Below are 12,271 nucleotides of genomic sequence, written 5' to 3'. Positions count from 1 at the left end.
CCATCCATCAATTCCGGAGTTGTGTACGCGACACGCCGCGCGCGGACGTACACAACTCCGGAACTGATGGCGGCGGGCGTCAGTTGATGCAGACGGTGCTGGAGTAGTTGGTGGTGGGGCCGGAGTGGGTGGGCGCGGGGGCCGGGGCGGCCGGGGCGGCGGGAGCGCTGCCGCCGGTGGGGGCGGCGCCGGGCGCGGTCGGCATCAGGCCGTCCTCGCCGAGGACGACGGTGACGTTCTTGACGCTGCCGGTCTCCTGCACCGCGGCGCCCGGGAGCAGGGCTGCGACGGCCTTCGCCTGCGACTCCTGGCCTGACGGGTACTGGATGGTCGTCGTCTGCTGCGAGCTCGCGTCGCCGGCCGTGCCGGTCTTGAACCCCGCCGCGCTGAACGTCTGCGTCGCCGTGCCCGCCGCGCCGTTCATGCTGCCGCCGTTGAGCACAGTCACCTTCGTGTCGGACGGCTTGGCCGCCTTCGCGCTGTCATAGGCGGACGGCGTGCCCGTCAGGCTCTTGACGAACGCCGGCATCGCCGCCGTGTCCACCTGCACGATCGACAGGTCGGAGCCGTCGACCGTGATGGTCGGCGTGCCGGAGATCGGGATCGTCGCCGACTGGATCTTGCCGCCGGTGAGGCCCTGCATTTGGGCCGCGAGCTGGAGGAAGTTCAGCCCGGGGTCGGTCTCCAGCGATCCGCTGATGGCGTCGAGCGCGCTCGTGAGCTTGCCCGGGTTCAGCAGGGTCCCCGCGGACAGGAACTTGTGCGCCTCCACCGACAGGAAGTACTGCTGGCGCACGACCCGGTCGAGGTCGCCGCGCGGGAGACCGTGCCGCTGCCGCACGAACGACAGCGCCTGCTGCGCGTCCAGCGTCGAGACGCCCGCGGGGAAGTTCGCGCCGGAGTACGGGTCGTTCACCGCGTTGTTGAGGCACACCTGCACCGGCCCGAGGGCCTTCGCGATCGTGTAGAAGCCGAGCAGGGAGACGCGCACGTAGTGGTCGATCGACAGCCCGGTGAGGTTCTGTACGGTCTGGATGAGCAGCTTGGCGCCGCTGGTCGGGTCGCTGCCGCCGTTGCCGAGCGAGAACGCCGCGTTGAGCTTGTTCATCCCATGGCCCGGCACGTTCACCCACGAGTCGCGGGGGAGGGAGACGAGGGTCGCCGACTTCCCGTTGGCCGGGATGTGCAGGATCATCATCGTGTCCGTGTTGGTGCCGCCGCCGTCCGCGGTGGTGCTGAGCTGGTTCAGCTCCGCCTGCGTCGCGTTGTCCGGACGGTGGTCGTCGCCGACGAGCAGGATGTTCTGGTCCGCGCCGTCCACGTCGTTGCCGGTCTTGTTGATGACGTCGACGTGGCTCACACCGCCGACGAAGCGGAAGTAGCTGTAGGCGGCATAGCCGCCGAGCACCACGAGGAGCACGGCCAGTCCGGCCGCGGTCCAGGCGATGATGCGCTTGGCGCGGCGGTTCTTCTTCGGGGGCTTGCCGCCGCCCGTTCCACCGCCGGAACCGTCACCGCCGTCGCCGAAGCCGTCGCCGAAGCCGCCGTCCGCGCGGCCAGGGTCCGGAGAGCCGGACAGTCCGAACAGGTCGAAGGGCGCACCGGCGCCTCCCGCACCGGCAGCTCCCGCACCGGCAGCTCCCGCACCGGAACCCGCCGCGGCGCCCGCTCCCGCAGCCCCCGCAGCCCGCCCGCCGTTGCGCCCGGAGGGGACGCCGGACGCCGGCCGCGTCGCCCGCACCGGCCGGCGCGGGTCGGCTGCGGGCACGCGTCCGAAGATCTCGGTCGGCGGCTCGGGACGGTCGTCCCGGCCGGCGCCGGACTCACCTGAGGGATAGTTCGGGCGTCGCACACCACGACGCTAGGGGGTGCGGCCTGCGAACAGCCTGGTTTCCGGCGGTGTTCCGGCGGAATGACCAGCGGATCAGGGAGGAGTTCTCAGCATGCTCACGGCAAAGCGGCGAACGGCGCTGCGAGAACCCTCATGCATCCGGTGTGGAGGACGCCTCTCCCGGTGACATCGCGTCGGTCATCCGGGTGGAGATCGCGAGCAGCTCGTCCTGCTGCTCCGGTGTGAGGGCGTCGAAGAGGATGCGGCGGATCATCGCGGAGTGCTTCGGGAGCGCCCGCACGACGACGCGGCGCCCCTCGCCGCTGAGCCGGATCCAGCTGGCGCGGCGGTCCTCCGCGCAGTCCTCGCGCTCCACCAGGCCGCGGCCCTCCATGCGGGTGACCTGGTGGGAGACGCGGCTCTTCTCCCAGCCGGTCAGCTCGACCAGGTCGCGCACGCGCAGCCGCCGCCCCGGCGACCGTACCAGCGCCATGAGCACCTCGAGCTCGGAGATGGAGATGCCGTCGTCCCGCTGCAGCTGGGCGTCCAGGGCGCGGTCGAAACCGCGCCGCATCAGGTAGAACGCGTGGAACAGCTCCGCTTCGGCAGTGCTCAGTCTGCGCGGATCGGGTCGGGTGCGCGCGATCGCCATACGTCATCCTTGCACGCGCCCGCGACAGTGTGCGGAGGCGCCGGGCTCAGTGCGCGGGGATGGCGCGACGTCGCCCGCGGTGCAAGAATGTTGACACGTCACCAAAAAATCAGAAAGGCTGACATGACCAGGATCGCCATCATCATCGGCAGCACGCGCCCCGGCCGCAACGGGGAGTCCGTCGCCCGCTGGGTGCTCGAGCACGCCGCGCAGCGCGACGACGCGGAGTACGAGCTCGTCGACCTCGCCGAGTGGAACCTCCCGCACCTCGACGAGCCGATGCCCGCCGCGATGGGCCGGTACGCCAACGACCACACCAAAGCGTGGGCGGCCAAGATCGCGGAGTTCGACGGCTATCTCTTCGTGACGCCCGAGTACAACCACAGCACCTCCGGCGCGCTCAAGAACGCGATCGATTTCGTCGGGGCCGAGTGGTACAACAAGGCGGCCGGCTTCGTCAGCTACGGCGTCTTCGGCGGCGCCCGCGCGGTCGAGCACCTGCGGCTCGTGCTCTCGCAGCTCCAGGTCGCGACGGTCAGCGCGTTCGTCGGCCTGAGCCTCCAGCACGACTTTGAGAACTGGTCGCTGAAGCCGACGCCCGCGGCGGAGGCCGGCCTGACGCCGCTCTTCGACCAGCTCGAGTCGTGGTCGGGCGCGCTCGCCGGCATCCGCGCCGCTGCCGACGCCGACCTCGACGAGGAAGCCGCCGCCTAACCCAGACCATCGAGGGGCACGTTGTTGTCACTTCTGAGCCCCGAAAGTGACAACGACGTGCCCCTCGGGAGCGGTCAGGTCTGGCAGACCGGGCAGAAGTAGGTGACTCGCTGCTCCAGCTCGGTGCGCCCGAGCTCCGCGCGGCGGATGAGCGTCCCGCAGCGCAGGCACGGCTTCCCGTCGCGGCCGTACACCCAGGTGTTGCGGCCGCGGCGGGTGTCGCCGGTCGTCACGCGCACGGTGCGGTCGCGGTTGGCGACGAGCATCCGGCGCGCCAGGTCGACGGTGGCGGGGAGGTCGGCCTCCCGCACCGGACGCGTCGGCAGCATCCCGCGCACGAAGCACAGCTCGTTGGCGTAGACGTTGCCGATGCCGGCGAGGTTCCGCTGGTCGAGCAGTGCGACCGCGATCGGGGCGTCCGGGTGCTCGGCCAGCCGGCGGAGGGCCTCCCCGGCGTCCCAGTCGGGCCCGAGCAGATCCGGGCCCAGGTGGCCGACGACGGTGTCCTCCTGCGACCGCGGCACCACCTCCAGGATGCCCAGCTGGAAGCCGACCGCCTGCGTCTCGGCGGTCTGAAGGACCACGCGCGCCTGGAACCCGGGATGCCGCCACCGCCCACCGGGCGGGTAGACCTCCCACGAGCCCTCCATCTTGAGGTGGCTGTGGATGGTCTGGTCGCCGACCCGGATCAGCAGGTGCTTGCCGCGGCTGACCACCTCGTCGACGTGCCGGCCGCTGAGGTCGACGGTCGCGTACTGCGGCACGCGGAAGTCGGTCTCGGTCAGCAGGCGGCCCTGCAGCGCGCGGCGCAGGCGCGCGGCCGTCTGGTAGACGGTGTCGCCCTCAGGCATCGGCCGTCACCTGTCACCCTCGCAGCCGGAGGCCGCGCGGCGTGGGCAGGAACCCCGCCTCGGTGAGGGCCGTGCCGAGCGCGCTGCCGAGCACGTTCGCACCGTTGACCGTCTCGATGGCGAGCTTGTCCACGCGGCGGGAGGTCACCAGGCCGGCCAGTGCGCGGGAGGCCGCCACGAGCGCGGGGCGCACGCCGTCGTCCTCCTGGTCGGCGAAGCAGAGCAGGCTCTTGCCTCCGCGCTCCACGTAGAGGGTGAGCTCGCCGTCCACCAGGGCGACCAGCGCGCCCGCCTTGCGCCCGGGCCGATGGCCGGTGCCGCCCTCCACGCCCCCGGTCGCGGCGGGGACGGCCGGCCACGGCAGCGCCGCGCCGTACGCGTTGGCGGGGTCGGTCGCCGCGAGGGCGACCGCGTCGAACGGCCGCGGCTGAGTGTGGTCGCGGGCGAAGGTGCGCAGCCGGTCCACGGTCGGCCCGCTCGCGAACTGCGCGGCGCCGAGCGTCTCCACGAAGTAGCCGCGGCGCGCGCGCCCGCTGTCCTCGAAGCCGCTGAGCACCTTGTAAGCCAGTGCGAAGCCTCCCGGCGTCCCTTCGTTCATCACCGAGCCGCGGGTGACGACGCCGTACCGGTCGAGCAGCGTCTCGGCCTGGCCGTGCGCGCGGACCGTGGAGTCCAGGTCGCGCTCGGGGAGCAGCGACCAGCGGCCGGCGACGGTCGGCGGTCCCATCCGGGTGACCATCGCGGAGGTGCGCGGGGCGCCGACCCGGCCGCGGTACATCCGGGACCGCGTGGGCTGCCGCGGCCGCTTGTGGGCGCCGCCTCCTCCACCGGTCAGCGTGCGCAGCGGAGCGAGGGTGTCGTTGGTGACCAGCCCGGCCCAGACCAGATCCCACAGCGCGGTAACCAGCACGGCGTCCTCGATCGCCTCGCCGCGCTCGGCCCCGAGGGTGTCGGAGAGCTGCCGGAAGAAGTACCCGCCGCCGCGCGCGAGCGCCGCCAGGACGCCGCGCTGCAGCTCGTCGGGATCGTGGTCGGTCGGCGGGGCGAGCGTGAGCGGGGCCGAGTCGGCGAGGTTGAGGCTGATCCAGCCGTCGTTGCCCGGCAGCGAGCCGTCGCCCGCCCAGATCACCTCGCCGGTGGCGGTGAGCTCGTCCAGCATGGCCGGGCTGTAGTCCGCGACGCGGCTCGGCAGCACCAGCGACTCCCACGCGGAGGCCGGGATGCGCGCCCCAGCGAGCTGCTCGATGACCGACGCGACCGCGTCCACGCCGCGCAGGGTGGAGCCGATGTGCTGCCAGTCGCCGAGGAACCGCGCGAACGTCGCCGTCTCGACCGGCTCGACCTCCTGGCGGAGCGCCGCGAGCGACATCCGCCGCAGCCGCCGCAGGACCTCCGCGTCGCACCACTCGGAGCCGGTCGCGTGCGGGCGGAACTCGCCCTCGACGACGCGGCCGTCGCGGGACAGCCGGCGCAGCGCGTCGTGCACGATCGCCGGGCCGAGACCGAACCGGGAGGCGACCTCCGCGACCTCGAACGGGCCGTGCGTGCGCGCGTAGCGGCTGACCAGGTCGCCGAGCGGGTCATCCACGGGCTCGATGAAGGCGACGGGCACGCCGATGGGGAGCGGGACGCCGAGCGCGTCGCGGAGGCGGCTCGCGTCCTCGATGGCCGAGAAGCGCTGCTCGCCGGCGATGGTGACCGGGAGGGCGCGTTTGGCGTCGACCAGCGTGGTGAGGTGTGTGAGGGCGGCGGGGAGGGTGGCGTGGGGAGGGGCGACTTCTTCCGCAGCCGAGTCGGCTTCCACCTCGTCACCCTGCAACCGCTCCGCCACCTGGGCGACGGTCAGCGGCCCGAGCAGCCGCAGCAGGTCGGCCACGCCTTCCTCGCCACGCACCCGCCGCTCCGGATCGAGCCGCTGCAGCTGCAGCTCCACCCGCTCGATCACCGACGGGTCGAGCAGCTCGCGCAGCTCCGCGCGGCCCAGGAGCTCGGCAAGCAACCCCGCGTCGAGCGACAGCGCCGCCGCGCGCCGTTCCGCGAGCGGGCTGTCGCCCTCATACATGAACGCCGCGACGTAGCCGAACAGCAGCGACCGCGCGAATGGCGAGGCCGTCTCGGTCGCGGCCTCCACCAGCGTGATGCGGCGCTGGGCGATGCTCTGCGCCACCTCGTCCAGCGCGGGCAGGTCGTAGACGTCCTGCAGGCACTCGCGCACCGTCTCCAGGATGATCGGGAAGCTCGGGTACTTGCGCGCGACGTCGAGCAGCTGCGACGCCTTCTGCCGCTGCTGCCAGAGCGGCGACCGTTTGCCCGGGTTGTACTTGGGCAGCAGCAGCGCGCGGGCCGCGCACTCGCGGAACCGGGAGGCGAACAGCGCGGAGCCGCCGACCTCCAGGGTCACCAGCTCGTCCAGCTCGGCCGGCTCGAACACGAACAGCTCGCCGCCGGGAGGCGTGGATTCCGTGTCGGGAATACGAACGATGATCCCGTCGTCCGCCGCCATCGCACCCGCGTCGATCCCGTACCGCTCGCGGACGCGCGCCTGCACGGCCAGCGCCCACGGCGAGTGCACTTGCATGCCGTACGGGGAATGCAGCACCACGCGCCAGTCGCCCAGCTCGTCGCGGAACCGCTCGACCACGAGCGTCCGGTCGGTCGGGACGTGCCCCGTGGCCTCCTTCTGCTCGCGCAGGAACGCCAGCAGGTTGGCCGTCGCGAACGCGTCGAGCCCGGCCTCCACGCAGCGCAGCTCGGCGTCGGCCGGGGAGGCGGCGCTCAGTTCGCGCACGAATGCGCCGACCGCCGCGCCCAGCTCCGCGGGCCTGCCGATGCCGTCGCCCTTCCAGAACGGCAGCCGCCCCGGCTCGCCGAACGCGGGCGAGACCAGCACGCGGTCGTGGGTGATCTCCTGGATGCGCCAGCTCGTCGAGCCGAGCGCGAAGACGTCGCCGACGCGCGACTCGTAGACCATCTCCTCGTCCAGCTCGCCCACCCGGCTGGCGCGCTCGCCCACCATGTAGACCGCGAACATCCCGCGGTCCGGGATGGTGCCGCCGCTGGTCACGGCGAGCCGCTGCGCGCCGGGGCGGCCGGTGAGCGTGCCGGCGTCGCGATCCCACACGATGCGCGGCCGCAGCTCGGCGAACTCGTCGGACGGGTAGCGGCCGGCGAGCAGGTCGAGCGTCGCGTCGTACGCACTGCGCGGCAGCGTCGCGAACGGCGCGCTCCGGCGCACGGTGTCGAACCAGTCGTCGGCGTCGAGCGGCTCGAGCGCAGTCGCCGCCACCGTCTGCTGGGCGAGGATGTCGAGCGGGTTCGTCGGGATCCGCATCGTCTCGATCAGGCCGCCGACCATCCGCTCGGTGGCGACCGCCGAGTGGATGAGGTCGGCGCGGTGCTTGGGGAACACGACCCCGCGCGACACCTCGCCCACCTGGTGGCCGGCGCGGCCGACGCGCTGCAGCCCGCTCGCGACCGAGGGCGGCGCCTCGACCTGCACGACGAGGTCCACCGCGCCCATGTCGATGCCGAGCTCCAGGCTGGAGGTCGCGACGACGCAGCGCAGCCTCCCGGACTTGAGGTCGTCCTCGATCAGGGCGCGCTGCTCCTTGCTGACCGAGCCGTGGTGCGCGCGGGCGAGGACGAGCGACTCCGGGTCGGCGACGGCGGAGCCCTTGGTCTGGCCGGAGCCGCCCATCAGCTCCGCCGGCGGGCGGGCGGGCGCTGCGCCTGCCTCGCCGCCGAGCACCCGTTCCTCGTACAGCTCGTTGAGCCGTGCGGTCAGCCGCTCGGCCAGGCGACGCGAGTTCGCGAACACGATCGAGGAGCGGTGCTCCAGCACGCGCTCGACGATCGCCTCCTCCACATGCGGCCAGATCGAGCCGGCCTGCGGTGCGGAGCCGTCGTCGTTGTCGCTCGCGTAGGTGGAGGTGCCGAGCTCGCTCATATCCTCGACCGGCACGACCACGCGGAGGTCGAACCGCTTGCCCGCGGGAGGGGCGACGATCTCCACCGGCGAGCTGCCGCCGAGGAACCGGGCGACCTCCTCCGGCGGCCGTACGGTCGCGGACAGGCCGATGCGCTGGGCCGGCTTCTCCAGCAGGGCGTCCAGCCGTTCGAGGGAGAGCGCGAGGTGAGCGCCGCGCTTGGTGGCCGCGACGGCGTGAACCTCGTCCACGATCACGGTCTCGACGGTCGTCAGCGTCTCGCGCGCCTGCGACGTGAGCATGAGGAAGAGCGACTCGGGCGTCGTGATCAGGATGTCCGGCGGGGAGGCGACCAGCGCTCGGCGGTCGGACGACGAGGTGTCGCCCGAGCGCACGCCCACGGAGACATGCGGAGGCTCGGCGCCGAGCCGTCGCGCCGTCTGCGTGACGCCGACCAGCGGCGCACGGAGGTTGCGCTCCACGTCCACGCCGAGCGCCTTCAGCGGCGAGATGTAGAGGACGCGCGTGCCGGGGCGGGCGTCCGGAGGTCGCTCCTGGCTCGCCAGGCGGTCGATCGCCCAGAGGAACGAGGCCAGCGTCTTGCCCGAGCCGGTCGGCGCGATGACCAGCGCGTGCCGCCCGTGCGAGATGGCCTCCCACGCTCCGGTCTGGGCGTCGGTGGGCGCGGCGAAGGCCCCGCGGAACCATTCACGGGTCGCGGGGGAGAACCGGTCGAGCACGTCGCTCATCGCATCCATCCTGCTCCCCGCCACCGACACCGCCAAGGGGAGGCCGCGCGGGGCGCCGCCTCGGGCCGTCAGCGCGGCAGGTGCGCGCGGATGAAGGAGGAGATGTCGCCGAGCTCCAGCGGCGAGATCCCGTGGCCGAGGCCCTCGTAGATTCGCGCATCGAGGTCGGTGTGTGCGGACAGCCACGCGCCCGCGCGCGCGACTCCCGCCGCGGGGATGGCGTCGTCGTGCGTGCCGCGGCCCCAGAACACCGGCGGCCGGCGCTCGGCGAGAGCCTCGTCCCCGTCCTCCGTGCCCTGCACGACGAAGGCGGACAGCGCCACAGCGAAGTCGAAGCGCTCCGGTGCCAGGCGCAGGAGCTGGAGGGCGAGCGCGCCGCCCTGCGAGAAGCCGAGCAGGCCGGTCGGCACGTCGGGCTGGTCGTCCAGCCAGTCGAGGACGGCGCGGGCGGCCGCGTCCGCGTTGGCGGCGAGCGGGTCGACCGAGATGTTGGTGAAGCGCGAGAACCACGCGAAGCCGGGGCCCTCCGGGATCGGCGCCCGCAGCGAGGCGATCACCGGCTCCAGCGGCAGGTACGCCGAGATCCCGAACAGGTCCGCCTCGTCCGACCCGTAGCCGTGCAGGAGGATCAGCCGCGGGCGGCCGACGCGGTCGGCCTCGCCGGCAGACCAGAGCACGGCCTCGTGGTCGAGGTGGAGCTCGGGGGCGGCGAAGGGCATGGTCCATTCTGGGCACGACTGCCTGTCCTCCACATCCCCCCAGATCGCGGCGCAGTCCACAGATCGGTCTATCCGGGTGGCGGCGCGGTGCGTCATCCGTAGGATCAGTGCATGAGCGTGCGCACACCCGACCCGGACCCGACCCCCGACCCGCTCGACGGCGACAGTGTCCAGCCCGGTCCCGCCTGGCTGAGCGACATCGAGCTGGAGCAGATCCGCCGGAGGCTGCCGCTGCTCTACGTGGAAGCCGTGCCGGTGCGGGTCGACGGGCTCGGCCAGGTGACCGAGGTCGGCGTGCTGCTGCGCGCGAACGCGGTCGGCGAGATCACCCGCACGCTCGTCTCCGGCCGCGTCATGTACGGCGAGACGCTGCGGGAGGCGCTGTTCCGGCACATCGAGAAGGACCTCGGGCCGATGGCGTTCCCGCTGCTGCCGGCGAGCCCGGTGCCGTTCCAGGTCGCGGAGTACTTCCCGATGCCAGGGGTGACCGCGTTCACCGACGAGCGGCAGCACGCGGTCTCGCTCGCCTACGTCGTTCCGGTGACCGGCACCTGCGAACCGCGGCAGGACGCGCTCGAGATCACCTGGATGACGCCGGAGGAGGCGGTCTCGCACACGGTCTGCGAGGAGCTCGAAGGCGGTCGCGGGGTGCTGGTGAAGGCGGCGATGGCGTCGGTCGGCAAGATCGTCTGAACGGATTTTCCAATAATGCTTGCGCTCGTTAGCTAATGGTATTAGCTTTACGGCTATGAACACTTCCATCGCTTCGCAGGTCCGGTACCTGCAGCGCCCCGAGGGACGCATCAGCTACACCGTCGAGGGCTCCGGCCCGCTCGTCGTCGCCGTCCCCGGGATGGGCGACCTCCGTTCCACCTACCGCGAGCTGACCGGCCCGCTGCTGGCGGCCGGCTACCGCGTCGCCGTCACCGACCTCCGGGCGCACGGCGAGTCGGACACCACCTTCCGCGAGTTCGGCGACATCGCGACCGCCCGCGACCTGATCGCGCTGATCGACGAGCTGGGCGGCAACGCCGTCGTGCTCGGCAACTCGATGGGCGCGGCCGCCGCCGCGTGGGCCGCCGCCGAGCGTCCCGACGCGATCGCCGGCCTCGTGCTCTACGGCCCGCTACTGCGCGACCCCGCGATGAGCCGCCTCACCGTCGCGTCCATCCACGGGATGTACCGCGTGCTGTTCACCGGCCCGTGGGGCCCGGCCTTCTGGGCGGGCTACTACCGCTCGATCAACAAGGGCCGCACCGCGCCGTGGCTGAAAGAGCACACCGCCGACCTCAAGCGCAACATGAAGGAGCCCGGCCGGCTGCGCTCCTTCCGCCACCTCACCCTTCAACTCACTCACTCGGTCGTCGAGCCGCGCCTGCCGGAGGTGAAGGCCCCCATCCTCGCCTTCGTCGGAGCGCTCGATCCCGACTACAAGGACCCGGCCGCCGAGGCCGACTGGATCGAGTCCCTCGGGGCGGAGGTGGTCCGGGTGCCCGAATCGGGCCACTACCCGCAGGCCCAGCGGCCGGACGTGATCGTTCCTGCGACGCTGCGGTTCCTGGAGCAGCGGCGGGAGAGCGGATGGGGCGAGGCCCGTGCGTAACGCGCCGGACGTCGCCGCGAACGCGGTCGCAGACCTGGGTGACGCCCGTGCCTAGGGCCGGGCTCACCCGAGCCGCGGTCGCCGCCGTCGCCCTCGACCTCGTGGACGCCGGCGGAGTGAACGGCCTCGACAAGCTGACCCTCGCCGCCGTGGCCTCCCGCGCCGGCGTGGCGGTGCCGAGCCTCTACAAGCACGTCGCGTCGCTCGACGACCTGCGCCGGGTGGTCGCAACCGAGTGCGTCGCCGAGCTGACGGGCGTGCTGGCCGAGGCGACCATCGGCCGCTCCGGACCGGAGGCCCTCCACTCGGCGGCCGACGCCGTCCGCGCCTACGCGCACCGCCACCCCGGCCGGTATGCGGCGACGCAGGTCGCGCCCGACCTGGGGTCGGAGGACGACGCCGAGTTCGCGGCCCGCGCCGCCGAGACCATCGCCGTCCTGGCCGCCGCCCTGCGCGGTTTCGGGCTGCCCGAGGAGGCGACGGTCGACGCCATCCGGATGTTGCGCAGCGCCCTCCACGGCTTCATCACCCTCGAACTCGGCGGCGGCTTCGGCCTCCCCGACGACCTCGACCGCAGCTTCCGCCTCCTCATCAACGGCATCGAGGCCGGCATCCTCACCCTCACCCCCACCCACTGACCCAGGCCCACCCGCGTATCACCTCCGCGTCGCCAACGGAGGACATCCGCCCGGCTCGCCCCGGAATCTCCTCCGTTGCCCGACATCTCCGCTCGCCGCGCACCGAAACTCCTCCGTTGGCCACGCGTCGGTAACGGAGGAGATCTGCCTGCGCGGGTGGCCCTTAAGCAGGCAACGGAGGAGATCCGGCCGGGCGTGGGCGGGATCTCCTCCGTTACCTCCGGCGTCGACAACGGAGGACATCTGCTCGGGTCGGGCCGAAATCTCCTCCGTTGCCCGACATTTCCGCTCGCCGCGCGCCGAGACTCCTCCGTTGGCTGCGGTGTCGGTGATGGAGGAGTTCTGCCTACGTGGGTTGCCTTTAAGCAGGCAACGGAGGAGATCCGGCCGGGCGTGGGCGGGATCTCCTCCGTTACCTTCGGCGTCAGCAGCGGAGGACATCCGGCCGGGTCAGGCCGGGATCTCCTCCGTTACCTCCGGCGTCGGCAACGGAGGACATCCGGCCGGGTCAGGCCGGGATCTCCTCCGTTACCTCCGGCGTCGGCAACGGAGGACATCCGGCCGGGTCAGGCCGGGATCTCCTCCGTC

9 protein-coding genes are annotated in these 12,271 nt (G+C 72.6%); 4 read left to right on the top strand and 5 right to left on the bottom strand.

The window, feature by feature from the left end; all coding sequences use genetic code 11:
• Positions 1 to 79: 79 nt before the first annotated feature.
• Both ACFRFH_RS02145 and ACFRFH_RS02140 read right to left on the bottom strand, forming a co-directional pair.
• Positions 80 to 1,852, bottom strand: coding sequence for an LCP family protein (locus ACFRFH_RS02145; RefSeq protein WP_382461362.1), 1,773 nt, complete (start codon positions 1,850 to 1,852; stop codon positions 80 to 82).
• Positions 1,853 to 1,982: 130 nt separating this feature from the next.
• Positions 1,983 to 2,483, bottom strand: a complete 501-nt coding sequence (locus ACFRFH_RS02140) for a MarR family winged helix-turn-helix transcriptional regulator (RefSeq protein ID WP_382461361.1) — start codon at positions 2,481 to 2,483, stop codon at positions 1,983 to 1,985.
• 123 nt (positions 2,484 to 2,606) lie between these two features.
• Between ACFRFH_RS02140 and ACFRFH_RS02135 the strand changes: the two genes are divergently transcribed.
• Positions 2,607 to 3,197, top strand: coding sequence for an NADPH-dependent FMN reductase (locus ACFRFH_RS02135; RefSeq protein WP_382461360.1), 591 nt, complete (start codon positions 2,607 to 2,609; stop codon positions 3,195 to 3,197).
• A 74-nt stretch (positions 3,198 to 3,271) separates the two neighbouring features.
• On the opposite strand, the gene ACFRFH_RS02130 is transcribed toward ACFRFH_RS02135, so the two are convergent.
• The 3 genes from ACFRFH_RS02130 to ACFRFH_RS02120 all read right to left on the bottom strand — a co-directional run bounded on the left by ACFRFH_RS02130 (position 3,272) and on the right by ACFRFH_RS02120 (position 9,442).
• The gene (locus ACFRFH_RS02130) at positions 3,272 to 4,048 is read right to left on the bottom strand and encodes a DNA-formamidopyrimidine glycosylase family protein (RefSeq protein ID WP_382461359.1); all 777 of its coding nucleotides are present in this window, start codon (positions 4,046 to 4,048) and stop codon (positions 3,272 to 3,274) included.
• A gap of 13 nt (positions 4,049 to 4,061) precedes the next feature.
• Entirely contained in the window at positions 4,062 to 8,723 is a 4,662-nt protein-coding gene (locus ACFRFH_RS02125) for an ATP-dependent helicase (protein WP_382461358.1), read from the bottom strand.
• A 68-nt stretch (positions 8,724 to 8,791) separates the two neighbouring features.
• Positions 8,792 to 9,442: an alpha/beta hydrolase gene (locus ACFRFH_RS02120; protein ID WP_382461357.1), complete on the bottom strand. Its 651-nt coding sequence runs from the start codon at positions 9,440 to 9,442 to the stop codon at positions 8,792 to 8,794.
• Between the two features lie 111 nt (positions 9,443 to 9,553).
• Between ACFRFH_RS02120 and ACFRFH_RS02115 the strand changes: the two genes are divergently transcribed.
• From ACFRFH_RS02115 to ACFRFH_RS02105, 3 genes are read left to right on the top strand one after another with little or no spacing between them, the layout of a single operon-like run.
• Positions 9,554 to 10,135 carry an NUDIX hydrolase family protein gene (locus tag ACFRFH_RS02115; RefSeq protein WP_382461356.1) on the top strand — a complete coding sequence of 194 codons (582 nt, stop codon included), beginning with the start codon at positions 9,554 to 9,556 and terminating at the stop codon, positions 10,133 to 10,135.
• A gap of 55 nt (positions 10,136 to 10,190) precedes the next feature.
• A complete protein-coding gene (locus ACFRFH_RS02110) occupies positions 10,191 to 11,045 on the top strand; it encodes an alpha/beta fold hydrolase (protein ID WP_382461355.1) in 855 nt (284 codons plus the stop codon).
• Between the two features lie 38 nt (positions 11,046 to 11,083).
• Complete coding sequence (locus ACFRFH_RS02105; RefSeq protein WP_382461354.1) at positions 11,084 to 11,683, top strand: TetR-like C-terminal domain-containing protein; 600 nt, start codon at positions 11,084 to 11,086, stop codon at positions 11,681 to 11,683.
• Positions 11,684 to 12,271: the final 588 nt, after the last annotated feature.

The sequence above is a fragment of the Leifsonia sp. NPDC056824 genome, from assembly GCF_042789575.1.
GTDB lineage: Bacteria > Actinomycetota > Actinomycetes > Actinomycetales > Microbacteriaceae > Leifsonia.
Note: the sequence above shows the minus strand (reverse complement) of the source record. Positions and strands in the feature narration are given on the sequence as shown.